The 24,389-nt window shown below is 39.9% G+C and carries 23 protein-coding genes; 16 read left to right on the forward strand and 7 right to left on the reverse strand.

Translation table 11 applies throughout. The features are described from left to right. Positions 1-88 precede the first annotated feature (88 nt). The 9 genes from sftI (at position 89) to BMY13_RS04445 (ending at position 8,163) form a co-directional block, all read left to right on the forward strand. The gene (gene sftI, locus BMY13_RS04405) at positions 89-1,429 is read left to right on the forward strand and encodes a sulfoquinovose isomerase (protein ID WP_092502828.1); all 1,341 of its coding nucleotides are present in this window, start codon (positions 89-91) and stop codon (positions 1,427-1,429) included. A 17-nt stretch (positions 1,430-1,446) separates the two neighbouring features. Next, the gene (locus BMY13_RS04410; protein ID WP_092502830.1) at positions 1,447-2,595 is read left to right on the forward strand and encodes a diphosphate--fructose-6-phosphate 1-phosphotransferase; all 1,149 of its coding nucleotides are present in this window, start codon (positions 1,447-1,449) and stop codon (positions 2,593-2,595) included. A 4-nt stretch (positions 2,596-2,599) separates the two neighbouring features. Continuing rightward, entirely contained in the window at positions 2,600-3,334 is a 735-nt protein-coding gene (locus BMY13_RS19885; RefSeq protein ID WP_092491806.1) for a GntR family transcriptional regulator, read from the forward strand. Between the two features lie 16 nt (positions 3,335-3,350). Continuing rightward, on the forward strand, positions 3,351-4,247 hold the full coding sequence (locus BMY13_RS04420; protein ID WP_092502832.1) for a class II fructose-bisphosphate aldolase: 897 nt from the start codon (positions 3,351-3,353) through the stop codon (positions 4,245-4,247). A 16-nt stretch (positions 4,248-4,263) separates the two neighbouring features. After that, positions 4,264-5,478, forward strand: a complete 1,215-nt coding sequence (locus tag BMY13_RS04425; protein ID WP_245736013.1) for a Gfo/Idh/MocA family protein — start codon at positions 4,264-4,266, stop codon at positions 5,476-5,478. Between the two features lie 34 nt (positions 5,479-5,512). After that, positions 5,513-6,748 (forward strand): threonine synthase, encoded by a 1,236-nt coding sequence (locus tag BMY13_RS04430; RefSeq protein WP_092502836.1) that lies wholly within the window; start codon positions 5,513-5,515, stop codon positions 6,746-6,748. Between the two features lie 166 nt (positions 6,749-6,914). Continuing rightward, positions 6,915-7,193, forward strand: coding sequence for a ferredoxin reductase domain-containing protein (locus BMY13_RS04435; protein WP_092502838.1), 279 nt, complete (start codon positions 6,915-6,917; stop codon positions 7,191-7,193). Positions 7,194-7,282: 89 nt separating this feature from the next. Further along, positions 7,283-7,696 (forward strand): hypothetical protein, encoded by a 414-nt coding sequence (locus tag BMY13_RS04440; protein WP_092491811.1) that lies wholly within the window; start codon positions 7,283-7,285, stop codon positions 7,694-7,696. A 26-nt stretch (positions 7,697-7,722) separates the two neighbouring features. Continuing rightward, the gene (locus BMY13_RS04445; protein ID WP_092502840.1) at positions 7,723-8,163 is read left to right on the forward strand and encodes a hypothetical protein; all 441 of its coding nucleotides are present in this window, start codon (positions 7,723-7,725) and stop codon (positions 8,161-8,163) included. Between the two features lie 284 nt (positions 8,164-8,447). Here BMY13_RS04445 and BMY13_RS04455 read toward each other — a convergent pair whose 3' ends face one another. The 7 genes from BMY13_RS04455 to rfbA are packed head-to-tail and all read right to left on the reverse strand — an operon-like array spanning position 8,448 to position 15,124. Further along, a complete protein-coding gene (locus tag BMY13_RS04455) occupies positions 8,448-10,130 on the reverse strand; it encodes a DUF6044 family protein (RefSeq protein ID WP_092502844.1) in 1,683 nt (560 codons plus the stop codon). After that, positions 10,093-11,214: a dTDP-4-amino-4,6-dideoxygalactose transaminase gene (gene rffA / locus BMY13_RS04460; RefSeq protein ID WP_425445143.1), complete on the reverse strand. Its 1,122-nt coding sequence runs from the start codon at positions 11,212-11,214 to the stop codon at positions 10,093-10,095. The genes BMY13_RS04455 and rffA overlap by 38 nt, the downstream gene beginning before the upstream one ends. Position 11,215: 1 nt before the next feature. Then, entirely contained in the window at positions 11,216-11,581 is a 366-nt protein-coding gene (locus BMY13_RS04465; RefSeq protein WP_092491816.1) for an EamA family transporter, read from the reverse strand. A 2-nt stretch (positions 11,582-11,583) separates the two neighbouring features. After that, on the reverse strand, positions 11,584-12,258 hold the full coding sequence (locus BMY13_RS04470) for an N-acetyltransferase (protein WP_092491817.1): 675 nt from the start codon (positions 12,256-12,258) through the stop codon (positions 11,584-11,586). Positions 12,259-12,262: 4 nt separating this feature from the next. After that, positions 12,263-13,213, reverse strand: coding sequence for a glycosyltransferase family 2 protein (locus tag BMY13_RS04475; RefSeq protein WP_092502848.1), 951 nt, complete (start codon positions 13,211-13,213; stop codon positions 12,263-12,265). Beyond that, positions 13,183-14,199 carry a dTDP-glucose 4,6-dehydratase gene (gene rfbB / locus BMY13_RS04480; RefSeq protein ID WP_092502850.1) on the reverse strand — a complete coding sequence of 339 codons (1,017 nt, stop codon included), beginning with the start codon at positions 14,197-14,199 and terminating at the stop codon, positions 13,183-13,185. The genes BMY13_RS04475 and rfbB overlap by 31 nt, the downstream gene beginning before the upstream one ends. Next, positions 14,192-15,124 (reverse strand): glucose-1-phosphate thymidylyltransferase RfbA, encoded by a 933-nt coding sequence (gene rfbA / locus BMY13_RS04485; RefSeq protein ID WP_092491820.1) that lies wholly within the window; start codon positions 15,122-15,124, stop codon positions 14,192-14,194. The genes rfbB and rfbA overlap by 8 nt, the downstream gene beginning before the upstream one ends. A 256-nt stretch (positions 15,125-15,380) precedes the next feature. Here rfbA and BMY13_RS04490 point away from each other — a divergent pair, with 256 nt between their 5' ends. The 7 genes from BMY13_RS04490 (at position 15,381) to BMY13_RS04520 (ending at position 24,364) form a co-directional block, all read left to right on the forward strand. Continuing rightward, entirely contained in the window at positions 15,381-16,229 is an 849-nt protein-coding gene (locus tag BMY13_RS04490; RefSeq protein WP_092502852.1) for a chemotaxis protein, read from the forward strand. A gap of 286 nt (positions 16,230-16,515) precedes the next feature. Continuing rightward, positions 16,516-18,897, forward strand: a complete 2,382-nt coding sequence (locus BMY13_RS04495) for a penicillin acylase family protein (RefSeq protein WP_092502854.1) — start codon at positions 16,516-16,518, stop codon at positions 18,895-18,897. A gap of 402 nt (positions 18,898-19,299) precedes the next feature. Continuing rightward, positions 19,300-21,933, forward strand: a complete 2,634-nt coding sequence (locus BMY13_RS04500) for a sigma 54-interacting transcriptional regulator (RefSeq protein WP_092502856.1) — start codon at positions 19,300-19,302, stop codon at positions 21,931-21,933. A 222-nt stretch (positions 21,934-22,155) separates the two neighbouring features. Then, the gene (locus BMY13_RS04505; protein ID WP_092491824.1) at positions 22,156-22,377 is read left to right on the forward strand and encodes a hypothetical protein; all 222 of its coding nucleotides are present in this window, start codon (positions 22,156-22,158) and stop codon (positions 22,375-22,377) included. Between the two features lie 18 nt (positions 22,378-22,395). Further along, positions 22,396-22,698, forward strand: a complete 303-nt coding sequence (locus tag BMY13_RS04510) for a PTS sugar transporter subunit IIB (RefSeq protein ID WP_092491825.1) — start codon at positions 22,396-22,398, stop codon at positions 22,696-22,698. A 13-nt stretch (positions 22,699-22,711) separates the two neighbouring features. Continuing rightward, positions 22,712-24,019, forward strand: a complete 1,308-nt coding sequence (locus BMY13_RS04515; RefSeq protein ID WP_092502858.1) for a PTS sugar transporter subunit IIC — start codon at positions 22,712-22,714, stop codon at positions 24,017-24,019. 15 nt (positions 24,020-24,034) lie between these two features. Continuing rightward, complete coding sequence (locus tag BMY13_RS04520) at positions 24,035-24,364, forward strand: PTS lactose/cellobiose transporter subunit IIA (protein ID WP_092491827.1); 330 nt, start codon at positions 24,035-24,037, stop codon at positions 24,362-24,364. The last annotated feature ends 25 nt before the right edge of the window (positions 24,365-24,389 follow it).

A 24,389-nucleotide genomic window follows, 5' to 3' on the forward strand; every position in this document is an offset into this window, starting at 1 on the left:
GTGTATACGGGCTGCGGGTACAGATAGTAACAAACTATAGGAAAAGAACCATTTTTTATCACGAAATACCAGGGAGGAAGTGATTGCAATGGGAAAAATATTATACCTGCCAATCGGAAGAAAAACGTTCGATCTGGAAACCGGCGAGAAGGAGCGGCAAAATAGTTCTGCCCTTTTGCATGACTTGACCGATGAGCTGATTGAACCGGAAAGAATCATTACAGCTCCTAGTGCATTGCAAAAATTTCTTCTAGATATAAACATTGATGAGGTTGCCGTTACGATTTATCAAAGCGTCACATTTGCTGATGGTCAATTTATCAGGATGTTGTTGGATCATTCCTCTGCGCCTGTAATTGTATGGTCCATACGAGAACCAAGCGTTGGTGAGCGGTTACGGCTTAATTCACTGACAGGCGGAAATAGCACTTGTCATGTCTTGAAAAGTGATCGTCATCCTTATACATTTGTGTTTGGTAATTCAGAGGAAGCACAGGTTCAACGAAATATAAAACAACAACTTAACATACGAACGTTGATTGACCGGATCAAGAATTTTAACATTGGCGTCCTGGGTGATCACCAGCCAGGGTTTTATTTTTCAGGAACAGATGAGAAACAACTGAAAGATCAATTTGGAATCGATGTGATCCGGATGGATTTACAGGAAGCGTTCGCTAAAAGTAAACAGATGCCTGAGGAAAAATGGGAAAAGGAGATTAGCCGTGCCAAGGAGCAAGTTATTGGTTTGAACGCAACTGATGAAACGGTTAAACGATTTGCACAGTTCTCAGCTTTTGTACGGGAAGAAATACATCGGAGAAATATTTCTGCACTTTCTATTCGCTGCTGGCCGGAATTTTTTAATGAACTTGGAGCTGCTGCATGTTCGACATTGTCCCAATTCACGGAGGATGGGGTTGTCTCCTCTTGTGAATCGGATATCCATGGAGCCCTCACAATGTATATTTTGCAAGAATTGTCAGGGGGGGAAGCGCCATACCTAGGTGATATGGTGCATGTAAATGAAGCTAGTAATTCCGTTGTATTATGGCACTGTGGAGCAGGAGCGTACTCATTGGCGCATCCTGAGCAGGGCGCTCAGCCTGGTGTGCATCCAAATCGCGGGCTTGGATTTACGATGGAATTCGGACTTAAACCAGGAATAGTGACTATCTTTCGTGTCGGCTATACCACTGGAGGATACAGACTGCTTGTTATGAGGGGGAAGGCACTTGATACCCCACAACGTTTTAATGGAACTTCGGTCGAGGTTGAACTGGAAACGAATGTGACGGAGACACTTTACGGTCTAATGGAAGAAGGGTTCGAACCTCATTACGGATTGGTTTATGAAGATGTTGTTAGTGATTTAATGGAATTAGGTAAACAGCTGCAATTACCAGTATCTGTATACACGTTGGATTGAAGGGAGCTAAGGAATCAATGAAGCATATTGCCATTGGGCAAGCTGGAGGACCGACAGCAGTTATTAACGCCACGTTGGCAGCTTTTGTCCGTGCGTTATATAAGGATCACTCCCTTACATTCATTAGGAACGGTTTTGAAGGGTTAGCAAAAGAAAAGTTTCTGCAAGCTAGTGACAACGTGATTGACAATATATTGGCACATGAAAAAGTGCCTGGTGCATCTCTGGGTGCCGGCCGCTATACATTAAGTGAGGAACAAATAAGCCAATCTGTACAGGTACTCCAAGATCTCCAGATTGATACGCTTGTCTTCATTGGTGGAAACGGAACCATGGAGGCAATGGACAAAATAAAAGATGAAGCTATTCGTCAGCATTTTCAGTTGCAACTATTAGGTCTCCCCAAAACGGTGGATAATGACTTGGCAGGAACAGACCATTCTCCGGGTTTTGGGAGTGCTGCCAGATATGTGGCACAAGTGACAAGGGATATGGGACGTGATCTCTTGGCTATGAATAATTTTGAACAAGTACGGATTATTGAAACAATGGGCAGAAACGCTGGCTGGTTGGCGAGAGCTTCTGGTTTTCTCAAGGAATACGAAAACGATGGTCCCCATTTTATCGCATTGCCTGAAAAGCCGTTAAGACCTGAGATTTTATTTCATCATATTAAAAAGGCAACTCGGGATTATGGTGTTGCGCTGATTGTTGTAAGCGAAGGGGTATGCTGGGATAAAGGAAGCCAAATAGAGAGAGAGCGTGTAAATGGTCATTCCGTTTTGGGAGGGATTTCAAAGGAGATTGAAAATAAGGTTAATGAACACATGAATGTCATGGTACGTGCTGAATTGTTAGGAATGAATCAAAGAAGCTGCTCTGCTTCCGTTTCAGCAACTGATTATACCGAAGCCATTCAAGTCGGCAGTGTGGGAGCCCGCTGGCTTAGAGAAGGAGCGACAGATGTCATGGTATCTCTCCAGCGTTCCGAAAATACTGCATATGAATCAGTGTTTACACCAGTTTCCCTTAAAACGATTGTTCAAAGCGGGGAAAGAAAACTTCCAGCAAAATTTTTGAATGACCAGGCAGCGTATAATGAATGGCTGAGCCCACTGATTGGTTATGACTTATCCTCTTATCCGCCGCCATTGCAAAGGAGATAAGTTGATGTCTGCAAATAAATTAGATCATAACTCAAATAAGGCTTTATATCTTCAAATTAAGGATGTATTGGTTAAACGCATTCAGGATGGTGTGTGGGGAGAACAAACACTGATCCCAACCGAACGGGAATTAATGAAAGAATTTGATGTAAGCCGAACGACTATTAGGCAAGCGATTTCTGTTCTTGTACAAATCGGATTACTGGAAAAAACACAAGGCAGAGGTACGTTTGTTAAACCTCAGAGATTAGTAGGGAGTTTAGGCCGCCTTAAAGGATTTGCTGAGGAGGTAGTTGAAAAAGGTCAAATTCCTCAATCAAAACTGATACGAACGGAATTTAGTGATATGCTATTTACTGAAAAATCAATGTTAGCTGTTAAGGAAGATCAACCTATTCTTTTAATAGAAAGAATCCGGTTTGCTGATGATATGCCAATTGCTTTGGAGCGAACGTGCTGGCCATATAATATTGGGAGTATTTTAATGCAATACGACCTGAATGCAGCAAGGTATTATGAAATTTTAGAGAACCACAATATCTATCTTCATAAGGCAAGCGAAAAAATTTATGCGATTAATGCAACGCAGGACGAGGCAGATTTACTGGGTATAAGGCCCGGTGAGGCGATGCTTGAGATGAATCGTTTAAGTTTTGGTATGAACAACCACCCGATTGAATATACGAAAACAAAATATCGCAGTGATCAGTATCATTATGATATTGAGTTAAACAGATAAAGGAGGTAAGTTAAAAATGCCTTTTCTGAATGGCAAGCTATTATTAGATCATGCTTATAGAAATGGTTATGGAATAGGTGCTTTTAGTGCACACAATGCCGAAACTGTTCAAGCTATAATTGAAGCGGCAGAAGAGGAACAGTCACCTGTTATGATTCAGGTAGGACAGAAAGTTATTCAAACCTTAGGCATGGATCCAATGAAATTATTAATTGATTGGTATGGGAGGGATACCACCGTTCCAATTACTAATCATCTTGACCATAGCAGTGATTTTCAACAAACGATGAAAGCGATCCAATTAGGGTTTCAATCCGTTATGTTTGATGGCTCGTCCTTATCATTTGTTGAAAATACAGCGTTAACTAAAAAAGTTGTGGCTATAGCCAGGGCGCTTAACATTGGTTCAGAAGGTGAAATTGGAAAAATTGGAGGAACAGAAGATGATATAACTGTTCATGAAAAAGATGCCCTAATAACTACAACAGAAGAAGCTGTTTCATTTGTACAAGAAACGGATGTGGATTATTTAGCAGTATCTATTGGCACTGCACATGGTCTTTACAAGGCAGAACCAAAAATACGTTTTGAAAGATTACAAGATATAACAGAAGCTGTACGACGGCCAATTGTTTTGCATGGTGGTTCTGGTGTACCTGATGAGCAAATAGAAAAGGCTATTTCATTAGGTGTTGCTAAAATTAACGTGGATACCGAATTGAGGCAGTCTTTCACTTACGGTATTCAAAAAGTGTTCGAGGAGAACCAGCAGGAATTTGTACTCGCTAATTCACTTGGGACAGGTAAAACCTATATGAAAGAGAAAGTAAAAGAAAAAATAAATCTATTTGGGAGCCAGAATAAGGCTGCGGATGTCCTTCAAAATTATTCCATTCCGGCGTGTCGACTGTAAGGAGGTGTATCAGGTGGTGAGTGAAACAAATAATAATTTTTATACTGGTTTTTTTAAGTCAGACTATTTAACAGAGAAAGATAAGTATTTATTCTCAAAAACTCCCCCTAAGTATAAATTTAATGTAATTGGTGCAGGTATGATTGGCCAGGAGCACATAAAGGTTACAATGTTGGAGGGACGGGCAAAAATCAATGGTATCTTTGATCTTAATGAAAACAGTATAGAGAATACCTGTCATTTTTTTCGGCAGGAGTATCCGGGTAATGAATTGAAAGTTTATGATACGTTAGAAAGTGCTTGTCAGGATTCGGAAGTTGACGGGCTAATTATTTGCACCCCTAATTATACACATGTTGACATTGTTAAAGAGGCAGTTAAGTCAGGAAAACATATTTTATTAGAAAAGCCGATGGCGACAACATTAAAGGACACCTGGGAGATAAAAGAGATAGCAAAAGACTACGATTCTATTTTTCAAATTGGTCTTCAATACAGACATAAACCTATTTATACGGAAGCCATTCACGAAATGCTGGAAAGAAATTCAGCAGGAAATATCAAAAATATAAGTATTGTAGAGCATCGTGTGCCATTTTTGGATAAGGTCAATCAGTGGAATAAATTTTCGGAATACTCTGGGGGAACACTGGTTGAAAAATGCTGTCACTACTTTGATCTATTAAACTTATTCGCACAATCGAGGCCGGAAAAAGTTTACGCAACAGGCAGCATGGATGTCAATTTTACGGATTTTTATTATAAAGGTACCAAGTCGAATATTATCGACAATGCGATGGTCACGGTAAATTACGAGAATGGCATCAAAGCCCAATTTCAGCTCTGTATGTTTGCACCTATGTTTTATGAAGAATTAACAATATGCGGTGACGGAGGCAGACTGAAAGCGTACGAAAAAGAGGATTTTTTACCTATAAACGGTGACAGAACGTATCTGGAAGTATTAAGTGGAGAAAACGGAACAGCAAAAACAGCAGTCCCCTGCTACCCAACAGTCATTCAGGGAAGTGGTCATAGTGGCGCCACATATTATGAGCACAAGTATTTTATCGATAACATAGAGGGTAATTATAAAGCAACAGCCACAGTGGAAGAAGGTTTTTGGTCCATTGTTGTCGGGGAAGCTGCTGACCGTTCCATAAAAAACGGTGAGGTAATCAATGTAAGTAATATGTTGGAACAAGATATTTATTCGAAACTATTGGAATGATATACAACCATGTCTTTAGATAGGAGGGGATATGTTGAAATTCAGTTATATTTCGCATCTTTATTGTCCGAAATGTGGAAATACATTTGGGACCAGCGAGCAGCATCAAGTATGCACTTGTGGTTCACCTTTATTAGTAACATATGACTTGGAAAAAATGAAGAAGAATGTAGCACCCGGTGAATGGGGTACAAGGGAACTTACATTATGGCGGTATCACGAATTACTGCCGGTTGAGGAAGAAATTAATGTCGTTTCACTGGGAGAAGGTATGACTCCATTAATCCCGTTGCGGAAACTTGGAAATGATATGTCCATTGGAAATCTGTACATGAAGGATGAGGCATTGATCCCGACAGGTACGTTTAAGGCAAGAGGGGCAGCCGTTGGTGTATCGAAGGCAAAAGAAGTTGGCGTTAAGGAACTAGTAATGCCGACAAATGGAAACGCTGGTGCAGCATGGGGTTTATATGCTGCCAGGGCTGGTATAATAGCTACCATTGTGATGCCGACAAATGCTCCCAAAATCACCCGAAATGAAATCGCTCTATCAGGAGCCAATCTTTATTTAGTGAATGGACTCATCAGTGATGCCGGAAAAATAGTAGGAAAAGCGGTCAAGGACTATAACCTTTACGATGCCTCTACATTGAAAGAGCCCTATCGGATTGAAGGAAAGAAAACAATGGGGCTGGAAATCGCTGAACAGCTTAATTGGAATATGCCTGATGTCATTTTATATCCAACTGGTGGCGGCGTTGGTCTGATTGGAATTTATAAAGCTCTGAACGAATTAAAGGAATTAGGCTGGGTCAAAGGAAAGCTTCCCCGATTAGTAGCTGTTCAATCAACAGGATGTGCGCCTATTGTCGAGGCATGGGAAGAAGGAAAACACGAATCTGTGTTTTGGAAGAATTCCGAAACCGTTGCATTCGGTATCAATGTCCCGAAAGCATTAGGAGATTTTCTAGTGTTAGATGCTATTTATAATACCGATGGCTGCGCGATTGCGATCGATGACGAATCGATGCTTAAGGAACAGGAGAAAGTGGCTTACATGGAAGGATGTTTTATTTGTCCAGAAGGTGCTGCTACATTTGCAGCGATTCGCAGCTTAAGAGAAAGCGGGTGGGTTGGACAGGATGAAACTGTAGTTGCTCTGAACACAGGAGCTGGTATTAAGTATCCGGATATTATTGAAGTGAGCCCGGGGATGTTGGGTAAGGAGGATTCGATTAATAAGTTGGAGCCTGTCTATAAAGGAGATTGAAGCTGCTGGTTTATAAGACTGGTGGCTTTTTTTAATGGTTTTACAAAATCTTTTTGGGGAGTAATTCTGCATATTAACGGATACTTAAGGACTTGCTCGAGCGAAAAAAGGTGAAATTTGACGATGCTCATGGTAATTTCACTTTGCATACACCGGAAGTTCATTCATGACTGATTTCGAAAAGTTTGCGGAACAGAATCCCAAATTCAGTTTTGTTCCTGTCATGATGAAAGCCGATTCAGATGAATGGGGCGGAGAGAACGGTTACATTGATGCAAAATTGTTGAAGCGTTACGTGTCAGATGTCAGCAAACCAATCTATTATCTTACCAGGCCGGCTGGTATGGTGATGGCCATGTATGACATGTTTGTTGAAGAAGGTGCGAATGCGGATGATATTCGTGCTGAGGAGTTTTCGGGGTATCGATGGTTACTTATCACTTGAAACAAAGATTTTAGACTAGGTAAATTATATAATATTTCGCCTATTTTCGAATAAAATGGTATTAACGGCATTTGCAAAGGAAGAATCTAATGAACAACCTAGGAGTAAACCTGCCAATTTCATCAAATATACTCTTACGCATCTTTGAAAAAAGACTGGCCCGGCAAAATTCTGTACAGGACCTATCTATATGCATGCAAGATGATTTAATACGGTTCAGCGGCGTAGCTAAAAAGCTGATTTTTAACATGAATTTTGAAATAGATTTAAAGCCAATACATGCGGACAAGCGAGTGCTGTATTTTCAAATTGATAGGATAACACCGCTTAATTTAGGGTGGCTGAAAAGTAAAATATTTAACAGACCACCTTTTTTACACTATAAAAAAAATACGATAAGGATTGATTTGAATTGTATTGACAGGATTAGAGATATACCGGTTGGCAATGTAAAAGGGTTCAAAGTTAACGGAGATAAGTTATGGGTTAAATTAGGAATGTAATTGCCCAGTCAATTAGGAGGGGTAAGATGAGGATAGTGCTGCTGTTGGTGGTCACCTTTGGTATTGGTTTTACCATATATCTTTTCATTGATAAGTCTCCTGAGGATTATGCGGTTGAGGCAATTGACATGTTTTATGCATATGAACAGGATGGGGCCTTTTCCGATTCCTGGGCAATGTTCCATCCATTAATGCAAGAAAAGTTTGATAAAGGGCACTATCTGCAGGATCGCGCGCACGTGTTCATGAATCACTTTGGGGTTACTACGTTTACTTACTCCTTGGATGAAGCAGTGGAAGTAAAGAACTGGAAAATTGAAGAAGGAGCAGAACCGATTGATCTTGTTTATAAATTGACTGTCATACAAGAGTATAAAGGTAAATATGGCCGGTTTCATATTGTCCAGGATGTTTATGCGACGATGGTTGAAGGGGAGTGGAAAGTACTCTGGGACTACAATAAGTGAACCTGTATTCTTCTATTAGTATGTACTAAGAAAATTGAACACTTTGACATGGTGAGGGGTCGAGCGACGATGCCCCAAAGTCGAGCGACAACGCCCCAAAGTCGAGCGACAACGGACCAAAGTCGAGCGACGATGACCAAAGTCGAGCGACAATGCCTCAAATTCGAGCGACGACGCCCCAAAGTCGAGCGAACAACGGACCAAAGTCGAGCGACAACGCCTCAAAGTCGAGCGACAACGGACCAAAGTCGAGCGACAATGCCCCAAATTCGAGCGACGACGCCTCAAATTCGAGCGGCAATTTTATATAAATAGATTTTCCATGGGGATTCACTATTTTCGAAACTCCGCTCAAATATAAGCCCATTCTCTTCGTTATTCAAAATAGGCAGGGCAGACAACACATAGTCTCCACCTAACATAGACAGTGCCTCAGTATTTATATTGAGATTTTCCAATTCTTTGTTACTATGTTTTGTGAATCGATAATTTTCGCCGAGCTCACTAACATACATATACAGTCTGCCGCCCCAGGTATCGAAATAATTCTTAAGATTAGAGTTTTTTTCAAGTTCGGGTGCGATTATTTTTCGGAATTTGTGCTTGTATTCTAATGGAAAACTGTTGTTATACGTATCAAGTGTATAGAATCCGTTATATTGAGCAATGGTTGGGTGCATAGCGATGCTGACAACGCTGTATTTGGATTGGTCCTTTCCAATATAACTTTCAATCGAATCAAATAAATTCTCTGAATAAAATTCAGCAAATGTGGGAGTGCCCAGTTTACTGTATTTATTTTCTTCATTTAAATAAAACACGATGCCACATTGCGCAACAATTAACGCTACTACTAAAACTTTTCCAAATCGGAGATGCTTCCATAGAATCCACAATGCCAATGCAAAGCAGATATACCAAATCACTGGATCGAGAAAATGTATCCTGCTGAAGTTAAACGTGTTCAGAATCATAATTTGATCCTTTAATACACGCCATCCTTCCCAATACCAGAATGCGTACCAGAGTGAAATCAAGGAGTTGAATATAAATAAGCTAGGTAATATTTTCGGTTTCAGGTTACGATATGCTGCAACAAGGAACGCAACACCGATAACAGGGACGATGATTTTGGTGTGGACTGCCATGTCGTGCGTATGTCCGTTAACGAAATTATGGGAAAATAACTTCAATGTCTCTGCCAAATCATTATGTCCAAGGTTATTTTCTGTCCGGTGCGATATAAATCCATCGCTTAAAAACATGGAATAAAGTAATAAATAATTTTTCATCAAAAAGAGAACTGTCATAGACGTAATCGCGGTAAAAAATGCCCAGTTGGACTTTTTTAATCGTATCCAATCAATTAACCAAATTACGCCCATCAGACCTAAGAAAAATACAAATGTAAGGATAAAACTTGAGAAAAACGGCAGTAACAATAATACTAGCCAATAATATTTATTGATGTTCCACCCATGGTCGCGGATTGTTAAAAATACATGTAAAGCAAGTGGCAGACCTGCAATTGTTAAGAGACCTGATGGCCAAAATGGCAGCAGTGCAAAACATAGTGCTGCACCAACTGAAATTAATGGTGTTTCAATACGATTTCGAAATAAAATATACATGCCATAGAAAGCAACAAACCGCATGATTGTTTGCCCAATCGTATAAGCTGTCATCGGTTCGAAGAGTACATAAAGCCACACCATTGCATCAAATGGGGAGGCAAGTGTACTTCGTGGCAGTCCATTAATCACATTTGGAATTGTTCCTGGTGAAAATAACTGTCCACTTTCAACGAGCAGTTTGTACCAGACAATGTTTGAGTCTAAATTGTCGTGCACGCGAATATGTGTGTCTTCACCAAGAATATAATATGGCAGCAGATAGGCGATAATCACCAGACATGCGAACGTTATTAATTTAGGTGTTGAAAAAAGCTTGTGTATGGGTGACCACATCATCTACAGCCTCTTCTCCTATTCCAAAGTATAATGGTAAGCGAACAATTTTTTCACTTTCAGTTGTGGTGAACTGATCTTCACCAATAAACTTTCCAAACTTTTTCCCTGCATGTGACGAATGTAGCGGCACGTAATGTGTTACGGCCATTATGTCATGTTTTTTAAGGTATTCAATCAGCTCCTGTTGCTGATTGGTTTTTATATAAAACATATGGGCATTGTGTTGGCATTCTGATGGGACGTGCGGAACTTCAACTTCGGGCAAATCAGTTAACCCATCGTAATATTGCTTCCATGCACGTAATCGGCTCTTATTAATCAAGTCGGCATGCTGTAATTGAACAGACAGGTATGCTGCATTTAGGTCGCTCAATAAATAGGATGAACCAACATCGCGCCATGTATATTTATCTACAATTCCTTTAAAGAATTGCTCCCGGTTTGTGCCTTTTTCCTGTAAAATTTCTGCGCGTTCGACTGCCTCAGAGTGATTTACGATTAAGGCACCACCTTCACCGCAAGTAAAATTCTTTGTTTCATGAAAGCTAATCGCACCAAAGTGTCCAATGGTACCTAGAGGCTTTCCATTGTACGAGCTGAACAGTGCCTGGGCCGCATCTTCTATAACCCATAGTCCGTAGCGATTTGCAATATCCATTATCGAATCCATATCACAGGATATACCCGCATAGTGAACAACAACTATAGCCTTTGTACGACTGGTTATAGCTGCTTCGATTGCATCAGGTGAGATATTCATCGTATTTGGTTCGATGTCAACAAAGCGAATCGCTGTTCCTCGTAGAGCAAATGCATTAGCCGTTGAAACAAATGTGTACGATGGCATGATTACTTCATCCTTTTCGCCAACTTCCATTAACAATGTGGTCATTTCAAGTGCAGCTGTACATGATGGTGTCAGGATAACTTTCTCGCACTGCAGTCGTGCTTCAAGCCAGTCGGTACATTTTTTTCCAAACGGTCCATTGCCGGACAGCTTTGTTTGTTCAATTGCTTCCTGCATTGCTGCTGCTTCTTCTCCAATAACACATGGTTTATTAAACGGAATCAAATCTATCACCTCACAACGATTGACTTGTAACGATAATGCCCGCAACTATTAACGTTAATCCAACTACTTTTTGTACAGTTATGGGATCCCCGAAAATAATTACGGAAAGCAGAAACACTAAAACAAATGACAGACTCATAAAAGGGTATGCATAGCTGATATTGAATTTTGTCATTGCTGCCATCCAAAAAAGGGATGCGACAAATGCTGAAATGAACCCAGATAGAATCCAAGGGTTGAGTAATAAATGCAAGAGGAAATAAACTTTATCAGTCAATGCTTCTGGTAGTAAGCCTGCTTTATCAATTTTCCATTTTAAAACAATTTGGCCATAAACGGTGAAAAATATTGTGCCAAAAATATAAAGGTATCCCATGATCACACACCTGGGCCGGTTACTTTATGGTAAACGTCGACTGTATTCATAAGCCTGAAGCCAAGTGAATAAAACAGATTTAATGAAGCCACATTAGCAGCTGAAATGGACGTCCGTAACTCGTTATGCCCGTGCTTGAATTGCTCGGCACAGCCTTGACTCGTAAATGCTTTTGCCAGACCTCTGCTTCGGTATTCCTCCTTAATTCCAAGCAGAAGAACTTTGTCATCCTCATAAGCAAAAAAACCTGCTGTATCATCTTCATACATGAGGGCGTAAATCTGATCCTTCTCCTGAAGATCCTTCACCCAATTCATGTAGCGAGTGTCAGCCATCGAATTTGGGATATTGAAATCACGATGAAACCGCCCGTGCTTGAACGATTCTTCTGCTATTAGAATAATCTCCGATGGATTATAATCTTTCGTAATTGATGTGGCATCTTTATCGAAAAGATGTAAATTTTCTTTTTTACATACGGGCTCGATTAATGTGTCCATATAATAAAAACCATATTTTAGAAGGAGCTCCGGACTTTCCAAGGGGCCAATCTTAAGGGTGTAGTGCCCATTATACTTATTTGTTTCCTGAAGCGCTTCTTCACGTGTTCCAGTCACTTCAAATGTGTCCATATTAAAATTTCTCTTGTCCCAAGGGGTTTCCCGTAAATGTTTCATATTATCAGCTCCGTTTGTCGTTATCTTCTGTCGTCTCACGAATTAAATAAAGTGGTCTTGCCTTTGTCTCATTAAATACCTTGCCTAGATAAAGCCCAAGAATGCCAAAGTTGAAAAAAATCAATCCACCAATAAAGTAAATGGAGACCATGACACTGGTCCAGCCTTGTACGGGTTCTGCTAAAAAGAAGTATCTTGCAAATAGATACATCCCATAAAGAAATGATCCCAACGAAATTAAGAAGCCAAATTGAATTGATAAGCGAAGTGGTTTATTCGATTGGGATATGATAGCATCGGTTGCTAGAGTGACAAGTTTTCTTATGTTATAGGAAGTTTTTCCTGCCTTTCTTGAGTTATGCTCGACTTGGACAGTACTCGATTTATACCCCATCCATTGAATGAAAAGTGGGAAGAATCGGTTTTGTTCGCGCATTTGCTTGAATCCATCAACCACTTTTTTGGAACTGATACTAAAGTTGGCAGAGGTATGGTCTGATGTCCCACCTGTAAAATAATCATAAACTGAGTAAAAAAACTGTGATGATTTTCGCTTAAACCAATTATCCTGACGCTGTACACGATTCCCAAATACGACTTCATATCCTTCTTGAGCTTTATCGTACAAAGTTCGGATTTCTTCTGGACGGTCCTGTAAATCACAATCCATCACAACAACCCAGTTACCGATAGCGTAGTCAAGACCAGCAGTAATTGCATGGTGCTGACCGAAATTTCTGGCAAGGTCAATTCCTTTTATGCGATCATCTGTTACGCTTAGCTGTTTAATGGTTTCCCAGGCATTATCAGGACTGGCATCGTTTACTAAAATAATTTCGAACTGGGCAGGGATTTTTTCGATGGTTGTTCTAATACGGTCATAAAGTTGGTTCAAACAAGGTTCGCATCCGAATACTGGAATGACTACAGAGATTGTTGGGTGATTTGTTCCCATTGTTCCACATACCATTCAACCGTATTTTTTAATCCCGTATCCAAATCCATCGCTGGCTCCCACCCTAAGGTTTCCCTTAGTTTTGTATCGTCGACTGCATAACGTCTGTCATGTCCCGGGCGATCTTCTGTAAATGCAATCAATTCTTTACAGCTATGATTTTCAGGTTTTAGATGGTCCAGAATATCACATATTTTCATCGCTAGTTCGATATTCGTAATTTCATTTCCACCACCAATGTTGTATGTTTCTAATGGTTTTGCATTGTGATAAATAAGATCCAATGCCCGGCAATGATCTTGAACATAAAGCCAGTCACGTATGTTTTTTCCATCACCATAGACAGGGATAGACTCACCTTTTAAGGATTTTGAAATAATTGTTGGTATCAGTTTTTCCTCGTGCTGCTTGGGCCCATAATTGTTGGAGCTGCTCGAAATAACAACATTCATCCCATACGTATTGCCGAAGCTTTTCACAAGCATATTGGCACTTGCTTTGGAAGCACTGTACGGGTTACGGGGGTCATAGGGTGTATCTTCATGAAATTTTCCAGCTGTGCCAAGTGATCCATACACTTCATCGGTTGAAATATGATGGAAGCGTCTTGTTGCAAGTTCACCTTTCAATTCCCATGATTCGCGAGCAGCCTGAAGCAATACGGTTGTTCCGAGTACATTTGATTCAATAAACGATGCTGCATCTTCAATGGACCGATCAACATGCGATTCAGCTGCAAAATGGATAACACCATAAATATCGTAAATTGAAAATACACTTTTTATGAGAACTTCATCAGCAATATCTCCTTGAATGAAGTGATAATTTTCAAAATTCTCCACTTCACGAAGATTGGCTGTTGAGCCTGCATAGGTTAATTTATCAACATTTATTAGCTGGTAATCGGGATATTTATTCAGGAAATAATAGATGAAATTTGAACCAATAAATCCATTTCCGCCTGTTATGAGCAATGTTTTATTCATTTTCTACCAGTCCTAACATTGGATTTCGATCAATAGATTCCCAGTATTGTTCTGTGTGTTTACGGTCAGCAATTTCGAGTAAATATTTTCCGTAATCGGTCTTCTCCATTGCTCTTCCTTTTTCCTTTAGTGCTTTCTGGCTCATATAGCCCATGTAATAGGCGATTTCTTCCAGACATGCAATTTTAAATCCTTGACGCTGCTGCGTAATCTTTACAAATTCAGATGCCTCGAAAAGTGATTCATGTGTTCCAGCATCCATCCAAGCAAACCCTCTACCCAATAATTGCACGTCAAGCTGGCTGCCTTTTAGGTATTCTTTATTTAAGTCGGTGATTTCCAGTTCGCCTCGTGCTGAGTATGGTAGTTGTTTAGCAATCTGGACAGCGCGGTAGTCGTAAATATATAGCCCAGTTACGGCAAAATCTGATTTTGGCTGTTCCGGTTTTTCCTCAAGGGAAATTACTTTCTGATTATGATCAAATTCTGCTACCCCAAACCGATGTGCATCTTTTACACGATATCCGAATATTGTTGCGTTCCGATGATTTTCAAGTGCTTTTCTAAATAGGGTCGTGAAACCTTGACCGTAAAAAATATTATCACCTAGGATAAGTGTCACATCATCTTTTCCGATGAAATCCTCAGCTAGAATAAATGCCTCCGGGATCCCATTTGGATCTGATTGTTCCAAGTAGTTAAGGTTGATGCCAAGTGATGAGCCGTCGCCCAAAAGGTCCTTAAAGCGGGGTTTATCTTCAGGTGTGGTAATAATCATGATGTCGGTAATCCCACCCAGCATTAATACTGATAATGGATAATAAATCATAGGCTTATCATAGACAGCAAGTAAATGTTTACTAATACTGTCGGTACTCGGAGAAAGCCTCGAACCGCTACCCCCAGCAAGAATAATCCCCTTCATTAAAATCACTCCTTTGGTAGTGGTGGTGGTGCCTGTCACTTCCCGTTTTTTGTCGGTTTATGTTAAATAATATTTCGCTTACAGAAATGACTCTGTTAACAAGTATATAACCTTTTTAGCGCTGTAATAATCTTACAATTACGTTGCATTTTTATTACGAATAAGAGATTGTTTTTCTAGTGAAGATGGGATATATTGTTTGTAATTGAAGTCTGTCTTGTTCAGTAGGTTAATAGGTATTTAGAGGAGGCGACGTATGACCCAAAGAATTGCCATATTGATTTTACATGGAGCAGGTACACCTGATAAACATTTTGCTGAGAAAATGATTAGACGTATTTCGAATCGTTTTGAGAAAAAGTTAGGGGTAAAGAGCTCAGAGCTGGAGTTTGAGCCTGTGTTCTGGTCGGCTATTTTTGCAGGTGAGCAGGAGGAGCTTTGGAATAATCTGCAACAGGATCAGGATTTGGATTATACACGGATGCGCCGCTTTATAATTGATTTTTTATCCGATGCTGTTGCGTACCAGCCTACGAGTTCGGGTGGGCAAAACTATGATAAGGTTCATACGCTGGTTGCTAAAGCGATTCGAAAATTGAAAGAACGGGCTGGACAAAACGCACCACTTTGTGTCATCAGTCATAGCCTTGGAACTGTAGTTGCGAGTAATTATTTTTATGATTTACAGTTCAGACGTGAAAATATGGGTGTTGAAACGAAAACGTGTACCCACCAGACACCGATTGAACAATGTGAGACGCTAACTCTCTTTTATACGATGGGAAGTCCAATGGCATTATGGTCGATGCGATATATTGATTTTGGCTCGCCAATCGCTGTTCCGTCACTTGATTTGGAGAAATTTTACCCAGGTTTAAAAGGAGAATGGCTTAATTTTTATGATAAAGATGATATTCTGGCATATCCACTTAAGGGGCTGAACGGTGAATATAATCGGGCAGTGAAAAAAGACGTTGGGGTAAATACTGGAGGATTGCTGACAAGCTGGAACCCGCTTTCGCATACGAAATATGATACGGATCCGGAAGTGGTTCGTGCTATTGTTGAGGGGCTAATCAGGACATGGAAGGTTGTGAATGACTAGGCTTGAACTTGTTCTTTTCTAAGCAAGTCTGTTCTCCAATCTCTTATCGTTAAATATTTAGTAGATTTGCAGGACTTTTGTCGGTATATATCGAAAGAATATAATAATAGATATTAGAAAACTTGGCTTATCGCCAAGCCCTAATATAGATAAGCTTTAGTTGCACTTATGCAGTAAGAAAGGATTTATACTTTCTTAACTGCTTAGAAAACTTGGGTTAAGCATGGAGTGCATGCAATCAGTTGCGCTTATTCAATACTATCTTGCTAAGAAACAAGGGGGGACTATGTCATTGCAAACACAGGAAGTTAATCTGGAGCCACAAAAGAAAAAGAGAAATAAGAAAAAAATAATTCTTATCAGTCTTGGGGTATTGTTGACGATAGGGATTAGTCTGTTTGTTTTTGTAAACGGATACATAAATAAGTCACTTGCACAGACTGAAGGGACAATTGAGTTGCCATCATTGGAAAATGAGGTGACAGTGATAACGGATGGGGATGGTGTGCCGCATATCAAGGCGGCAAACAATCATGATCTGTTCATGGCTCAAGGATACATACAGGCCCAAAGCAGAATGTTCCAGATGGAAATGTCGCGCAGGCAGGCATCTGGGACGTTAAGTGAGATTGTTGGCGAAGCAGCTGTCGGTCATGATAAGTATTTTCGTTCACTAGGATTAAGACGGGCAGCGGAGGGGTCATATGATACCTATTCTGATGAAAGCAAGAAAGTTTTACAGTGGTTTGCCGACGGTGTGAACGCGTATATTAGACAGGCAAAAGAAGAAAATAGTTTACCTGTCGAGTTTACACTTATGGGGTCTGAACCAGCCGAATGGACACCGGTTGATTCATTGACAATAGGTAAATATATGGCGTTTGACCTTGGTGGGCATTGGGAGCGTCAAGCGTTTAACTATTATGCACTGAACAACTTTGCTGAAGAAAAGGCGTATGAGTTATTTCCGACTTACCCTGAAAATAAGCCGACAATCATAGGCGCGGATGAAGTTGATGTGGCAGCAAGTTTTGAAAATGCGATTATTCCACATGCTTTTAATGGAAGCAATAACTGGGTTGTAAGTGGCGAAAAGTCAGAGTCGGGCCAGCCGTTATTAGCGAATGATCCGCACTTAGGTCTTGCGACGCCATCGATTTGGTATCAGATGCAATTGGAGTCACCTGACGTGAGTGTGAGCGGCGTTATTTTCGCTGGTGTTCCTGGGATTATATTAGGCCATAATGAGGAAATTGCCTGGGGCGTTACGAATACTGGGCCAGATGTCCAGCAGCTTTATCTGGAAAAGAGAAATCCTGATAACCCTAATGAATTTTTGTATGAGGATAATTGGGAAGAAGCTGAAGTAATCGATGAGCCAATCAAGGTTAAAGATGGTGAAACAATAGATTACGAGGTTGTTGAGACACGTCATGGGCCGATCATTTCAGAACATGCCAATGAAAGCGCAAAGGATACAGTTATGTCCTTAAGGTGGACGGCTTTGGAAGCAACGACAGAGCTTGAAGCTATTTTGGAAATAAACCGTGCATCAAATTGGCCAGAATTTGAGAAAGGTTTGGAAAAGTTCCTGTCTCCAGCGCAAAACTTTGTGTTTGCATCAAAGGATGGGACAATTGCTTATAAAGCAAATGGAAATATTCCTATTTATGAAAATGGTGAGGATGCACAGTTACCTCTAGAAGGTTGGGAAAAAGAGAATAACTGGAAAGGGTATATTCCATTTGATGAATTGCCGACAGTAGTTAATCCTGATAAGGGATTTATTGCGACTGCAAACAATAAAATAATCGGTGACGAATATCCTTATCATATTAGCAACATGTGGGCACAACCGTATCGTTATGAGCGGATTGCTGAAGTACTTGAAGCAGGTAATGATTTAACGGCTAAAGATATGCAGGCGTTGCAGATGGACCAAATGAATTTACAGGCACGGGAGTTTGTACCAATGTTTGCAGAAACGTTAAATAGTGTGGAATTAACGGATGACGCTCAAAGGGCATTGGAACTGCTTTTGGAATGGGATTACAAGGATCATGTTGATGCAGCTCAGCCACTAATATTTCACCAATGGCTGGATGAAATTGAAGCTATTTTATATGATGGTGAAATTCCTGAAGATGTCATGGATTTATTCGGCAGCCGTGGGCAAACAACTGATGAACTTCTCCGTAAAGGTAATGATTCGATATGGGTTGAGGAGAATGGCGGAATTAAGGAAGTGCTAAGCGTGTCACTTGAAAATACAATGGACAAATTGTTAAAAGAGTATGGAAACGAACCAGCAGATTGGAAATGGGGCGACTACCATAAGGTTCAGTTTTATCATCCATTGTCAGATGTAAGTCCGGTACTGGAATTCTTTTTCAATAACGAGGATCCAATTTCTGTTGGTGGGAGCAGTGTTACTCCAATGGCTGCGAGTTATGATGCCGAAACCGGAATTGTTGATCATGGTGCATCATGGCGGTTTGTGATCGATACTAATGATATGAAAACAGGTTATCATATCGTAGGCCCGGGCCAGGCTGGACACTTTAAGAGTGACTGGTACCATAACCAAATGAACGACTGGGTCGGCGGCGGATATCATGTGACTAAGATGAATGCAGAAAAAGGAATCGAATTAACGTTGACGCCTTAAAATATGTAAAGCAAATTCGGGTAAAAATATAATTATGAAGTTTGGCGGACAGCAGGTACTTTGTTTTGTAAAAAACAACTAATATGGTGGCGTATTCGGACACCAGATACCTTATTTGGCAAAATTTTTTCTATTAAGTACGATATATGTAAAATAAGTGCTTCTATGTCCGGATAACTGCTAAAAGGTCACTGTTTTGCAAGAATAGCGTCCCGTGAGTCCGCTTATAAAAGGAAACGAGCTTAGAGAAGATTTTTTCTCTAAGCTTTTTCTAAGCCATCAGTAAAACATAAGGTCGCCTCATCTCTTATTTGCTAGTCAATAAATATGCATTTTTGTGCTATTCCTGCTAAAATTAAATGTGCATTACTATTATTTAAGATAGATGAGGTATAGCATGCTATGAGTCGCATAATGGATATTTATAAAAAACTTAACAATACAGATAAAAATAGCTTAAGCGCGGGTGATATTGGTGAGCAACTCAATATAGACCGGTCCACAGCTAGTCGCTATTTAAATGACTTGGTAAAAGCGGAAAAGGTCATTAAGCTTCCTGGGAAGCCTGTGAAATACAAAATAAAAACTTCCAGCAGCAATAAAGCATCTGAAACGGACGTGATTGGCGCGGGTGACAGTCTCCAGCCGATTCTGGAAACAGGAACTGCAGCGTTTTTGTATCCTTCCAGACCACTCCCCATTCTATTGACAGGTGAAACGGGAACAGGGAAATCCTATCTAGCAGAAAAATTATCCAACATGGCGATAGAAAAGTCAACTGAGCGCAAGGAAGTACCTTTCATTGCCTTTAATTGTGCAGATTATGCGCAAAATGCTGAATTACTTGTTGGCCAAATCTTCGGTATTAAAGAAGGTGCCTTTACAGGTGCAACAGAGGATAAAAAAGGTTTAGTTGAACAGGCAGATGGTGGTATTCTTTTCCTGGATGAAATTCACCGTCTTCCGCCTTCTGGGCAGGAGATGTTGTTTTACCTAATAGATAAAGGGGTTTATCGCCGCCTGGGTGAAGCAACACAAGAAAGGACCGCCAACATCGCGCTGATTGGTGCCACAACGGAGGATTCTGAAAGCTATTTACTGCCGACGTTATTAAGGCGTTTTTCGGTTAAATTGAATGTTCCACCTTTAAGAGAAAGAACAATATCAGAACGTGAGGCACTGATTGAGCATTTCCTCGCTGAAGAAGCTGCAAAAATGAATACTAATTTATCGATTGAGGATGCATGTCGGAATGAATTCTTGACTTATGATTGTCCTGGTAATATCGGACAGCTGAAAAGTGATATTCAAATTGTTTGTGCGCGTGCCTATTTACGTTATTTAAATAAAGAAGAAGAAAATGTGCTAATAAAAATGGAGGATTTTCCTGGTAACAGCACGGCACTCGTGCATCAGGAAACGGATGAACAAAAAGCGGTTCAACTAATTGAAGCAAAAGAGTCTGACCAAAAGTCTTTTCCAAATATCTATCAACGGCTCGATAAGGGTTCGCAACAGAATGGGAGCGATAGACTTCAATCAGTTGTTTTAAATTATATACAGGATTTAACACAAAAGTATCAGCATTCGGGCTCACTGCAACAAGGGTGGAAGCAGTTGATAGAGGAAGATTTGTATCGGGCATTACAGAATGCGGCGAAACAATTGAAGGATATTATGCCAATTAATATTCATGAGAATCAGTTATACGTAATTGGCTTGCATTTACAAAATTATCGTAATCACCTTAAGAATAATGTTGATAAAGCTCCAATTCCAGAGATGATTCATCCAAATATGGCCTATCGTCAGGCAGCGAGCCAGCTTGCGGCACATTTGCAAAAAACAATTGAATTAGACTTGCCAAAATCAGAAATAGAGCTCATTGCACATTTTCTGACACCTGAGCAGAATTACAAACAGGCATCTGAACAAACCATTGCGGTTATTCTTGTCACCCATGGCAAATCAACTGCTTCCTCGATGGCGGAAGTTACGAATTATCTGCTAGGTAATAATGTAATACATGCGATTGATATGCCATTGGATATTGCTGCAGCAGACACATATGAACGAGTTAAGGAAAAAGTTATTGGGCTAAACCATATAAAAGGTGCGTTATTACTAGTTGATATCGGATCGCTGATTACGATGGGCGATACGATTCAGCACGAATTGGATGTGCCGATTAAAACTCTATCAAGCGTTAATCTTCCAATGGTGCTGGAAGCTGGCAGAAAATCGCTTGTTTCTGATCAGACTTTGGATGATATCTATTACGAATCTAAAAAGGCAATGTTTACTTTTATGGAAAAAGAACAAGAGTCAGCTAATATTAAGAAAAAGCGCCTTATTGCCACGGTTTGTTTCACTGGAGAGGGTGCTGCACAGTTACTAGAGTCATGGATTGAGAATCAATTATCAACACTTGATCAGGATGTATTGATTCGGTCTGTCAGAATTGATCCGAATACGAAAGACACTTCCATCCTTAAGGACTTGAAAAGTTATTATGAAGTGATTGCTATAATCGGGACTGTTCCGGTTTCTATCGATGGTATTCCATATATTCCAGCGTGGGAACTATTGCAGCAAGAGGGTATTTCCAGAATGTTGAAACTGCTGGAAATCACCCGCCAATCAACAATCCCCAACGTGGAAAAAAATGTTTCAAGTGAAGAAATTTATGATTTGATTGTTCAAGGACTTGGAGAGATTGTTACCTATATAAACCCGAAGACAATTGCTGGAATCTTAAATGAGTTTATTCCACCGATTCGCCATTATTATGGATGGGATACGAATAGGGAACTTGGTATGTGGATGCATTTAAGTGTTTTAATTGATCGAATTATCTCGGTAAATGTAAAAGGTACTAATGAACAATATATATCTTCCATTCCATTAGACAACACAACAGCAATTACGGACAAAGAGGATAAGCTTTGGTCGCCTCTTTATAACAAAATAGAAGAAGTTTTCCAGATTGAACTAGTAAGCGAAATACGTAAGGAGCTAGTAAAGCTCTCTCACTAATGTGTGCAATAATTATTGCACACATTTTTTTATTGCGCTTTTTTTACTTATTGTGAAAAATAATATTATTGTTATGTCAAGGTTTTGAAGAGTAAATTCGTTTGATTAGTATAAGTTGGCACAGTTTTTGCTTAATGATACATGAAAGATGTATCAAGTTTCAATTCTGTAAAAAGGTATAGGCAACAACAATTTTGGGACTATAACAAGGGGAGGGATAAAATGAAAAAGTTTCTATTTATTTATGCACTCGCATTTTCACTGATTTGGGTGGGATACGGTCTGTATTCAGTTATAACGAATCAGCCTTCCGCAAACCTTATCCTGGGAATTGGTGTCGCATTTTCATTAACTATTTTCGCAGCGTCATGGTTTTCATATTGGCTAATGGGTCACTATAAAAATGTTGATGCATTAGCTAGAAAGATTCTATCAAAAAATTAATTCAAGGAGTGTACTAAAATGAAATTAATTATCTTATGCAGCTGGGGAGCAACTTCAAGTCAATTAGCTAAAAAGGTTCAGGAAGCAGCAGAAAAAAGAGATTTGGATTTTCAAGCTTTTGCTGGAGGAACCGGTGAATTTAAACAGAAAGCAAGCGAATATGATGTTGCATTATTGGAGCCACAGGTTCGTCATCTGAAGAAAGAAGTTACAAAAGTGGCAGATGAACATAATATTCCGGTAGAACTTGTTGATCAACGTGCATTCGCATTAATGGATGGCGATAAAGTACTTGATCAAGCATTAAATTTAATGAAATAAGGGGGAGATAGAAATGAACATAGCAAAATGGCTAGAAGATCACCTTATGGAACCATTGGGAAAAATTGCCCAAAATAAATACTTGCAGGCAATTCGAGATGCATTCGTTATTTTTGCATTACCAGTTATTATTACAGGGGCGTTCTTCTTAATTATTGCCAACCCGCCATCTTCTTTGGACTGGGGAATAATTAATGCGTGGGAAAACGCAGTAGAGCCTATTCAGGCACAGCTACTATTTCCATTTAACCTGACCTTTGGACTAATGGCATTAACGGTGGCGTTTGGTGTTGGTTATAGTTTAGCGATTCGGGAAGATATGGATGCAGTTATGGCAGGTATTCTTTCGATGCTAGCTTTCTTTATGACTGCGTTTCCAGTAAAAGACATTACACAAGTACCTTTTGGTGATATTTTAAACTATCTAGGTGGACAAGGGTTATTCGTAGCAATTATATTAGGTATACTAACAACTGAAGCAATGCGGTTTCTTATTAATAAGGGTGTTGCTTTTGAAATGCCAGCAGGTGTTCCACCATATGTAATGCGAACCTTTCGAGCGCTAGTTCCATTCATGTTAATCCTTCCTTTAGTGTGGATTCTGGCATGGATTGTCTGGGCGAACTTTGGCGTTACAATCCCGCAATTAGTATTGGACGCGTTTAGTCCATTTGTTGCAGCATCAAACTCTTACTGGGCAGCCCTCGGTATGATTTTGTTAATGCTTGTTCTGTGGTCAATTGGTATTCATGGAATGAACGTCGTATCTTCTGTTGCCTATCCATTTTGGATGACGCAGCTAGCTAGCAATGCTGATGCAATTGAATCAGGAAGTGAAGCAACAGGTATTGTTACAGAGCCCTTCTTCCATATGTTTACACATATCGGTGGGTCAGGTGCAACACTGGGACTGGTTATCTTCATGGTCTTCTCAGCGTCAGCGCAAATTAAACAAGTAGGGAAGACGGCTATTATCCCGTCATTCTTTAACATTAATGAACCAGTAATTTTCGGACTTCCGATCGTTCTGAACCCGGTTCTAATAATTCCTTTTATATTAGGTCCAGTAATTATTGTTACTGTCAACTATATTTTATTTGCAACAGGTATTTTGCCACCTGTTATCGTTCAACCACCATTTACGGTGCCGATTTTCTTTGGTGGATTTATTGCTACCGGTGGTTCATGGCTGGCAGGTCTTGTTCAGATTATGAACGCAGTAATTGCGACAGTAATTTATTACCCATTCTTTAAACGATATGAAAAACAACTTGTCGAAGAAGAGCAATCAAATAACGAAGAACAGCCAGTTAACAGCTAGAGAGGAGATTGCGCTATGAATTATGAAGAAATAATGATGCAACTTATTTTACACGGTGGAAACGCCCGTGGTGCAGCTTATGAAGCCCTGAATGAAGCGGAAGAATATAAGTTTGATGATGCCGAGAAGTTACTTGAGGAAGCGGATGAAGAATTTCTTAAAGGTCATAAGTATCAAACACAGCTAATTCAAAGCGAAGATGATACTGTACCAAACTTCTTCATGATACACGCACAGGATCATGTAATGACTGCACAGGCAGAGATACAATTGATCAAGCGAATGATAAATCATTTGAAATCAACAGAGAGCCTGGAAAAGCGTATCGAAAAGCTTGAACAATAAAATTTTGTAGTATATACTGCCTAAC

This window comes from Virgibacillus subterraneus, from assembly GCF_900110695.1.
Taxonomy (GTDB): Bacteria; Bacillota; Bacilli; order Bacillales; family Amphibacillaceae; genus Lentibacillus; species Lentibacillus subterraneus.

What these genes read in the sequence shown, in the direction of transcription:
- BMY13_RS04505 (WP_092491824.1), top strand. Translation starts at nt 22,156, where the DNA reads ATGAAAAAGTTTCTATTTATTTATGCACTCGCATTTTCACTGATTTGG.
- BMY13_RS19885 (WP_092491806.1), top strand. Translation starts at nt 2,600, where the DNA reads ATGTCTGCAAATAAATTAGATCATAACTCAAATAAGGCTTTATATCTT.
- BMY13_RS04465 (WP_092491816.1), bottom strand. Translation starts at nt 11,581, where the DNA reads ATGGGATACCTTTATATTTTTGGCACAATATTTTTCACCGTTTATGGC.
- BMY13_RS04420 (WP_092502832.1), top strand. Translation starts at nt 3,351, where the DNA reads ATGCCTTTTCTGAATGGCAAGCTATTATTAGATCATGCTTATAGAAAT.
- rfbA (WP_092491820.1), bottom strand. Translation starts at nt 15,124, where the DNA reads ATGAAGGGGATTATTCTTGCTGGGGGTAGCGGTTCGAGGCTTTCTCCG.
- BMY13_RS04435 (WP_092502838.1), top strand. Translation starts at nt 6,915, where the DNA reads ATGACTGATTTCGAAAAGTTTGCGGAACAGAATCCCAAATTCAGTTTT.
- BMY13_RS04455 (WP_092502844.1), bottom strand. Translation starts at nt 10,130, where the DNA reads ATGTGGTCACCCATACACAAGCTTTTTTCAACACCTAAATTAATAACG.
- BMY13_RS04410 (WP_092502830.1), top strand. Translation starts at nt 1,447, where the DNA reads ATGAAGCATATTGCCATTGGGCAAGCTGGAGGACCGACAGCAGTTATT.
- BMY13_RS04510 (WP_092491825.1), top strand. Translation starts at nt 22,396, where the DNA reads ATGAAATTAATTATCTTATGCAGCTGGGGAGCAACTTCAAGTCAATTA.
- BMY13_RS04445 (WP_092502840.1), top strand. Translation starts at nt 7,723, where the DNA reads ATGAGGATAGTGCTGCTGTTGGTGGTCACCTTTGGTATTGGTTTTACC.
- BMY13_RS04495 (WP_092502854.1), top strand. Translation starts at nt 16,516, where the DNA reads ATGTCATTGCAAACACAGGAAGTTAATCTGGAGCCACAAAAGAAAAAG.
- BMY13_RS04440 (WP_092491811.1), top strand. Translation starts at nt 7,283, where the DNA reads ATGAACAACCTAGGAGTAAACCTGCCAATTTCATCAAATATACTCTTA.
- BMY13_RS04520 (WP_092491827.1), top strand. Translation starts at nt 24,035, where the DNA reads ATGAATTATGAAGAAATAATGATGCAACTTATTTTACACGGTGGAAAC.
- BMY13_RS04470 (WP_092491817.1), bottom strand. Translation starts at nt 12,258, where the DNA reads ATGAAACATTTACGGGAAACCCCTTGGGACAAGAGAAATTTTAATATG.
- BMY13_RS04500 (WP_092502856.1), top strand. Translation starts at nt 19,300, where the DNA reads ATGAGTCGCATAATGGATATTTATAAAAAACTTAACAATACAGATAAA.
- sftI (WP_092502828.1), top strand. Translation starts at nt 89, where the DNA reads ATGGGAAAAATATTATACCTGCCAATCGGAAGAAAAACGTTCGATCTG.
- BMY13_RS04490 (WP_092502852.1), top strand. Translation starts at nt 15,381, where the DNA reads ATGACCCAAAGAATTGCCATATTGATTTTACATGGAGCAGGTACACCT.
- rfbB (WP_092502850.1), bottom strand. Translation starts at nt 14,199, where the DNA reads ATGAATAAAACATTGCTCATAACAGGCGGAAATGGATTTATTGGTTCA.
- BMY13_RS04475 (WP_092502848.1), bottom strand. Translation starts at nt 13,213, where the DNA reads ATGGGAACAAATCACCCAACAATCTCTGTAGTCATTCCAGTATTCGGA.
- BMY13_RS04515 (WP_092502858.1), top strand. Translation starts at nt 22,712, where the DNA reads ATGAACATAGCAAAATGGCTAGAAGATCACCTTATGGAACCATTGGGA.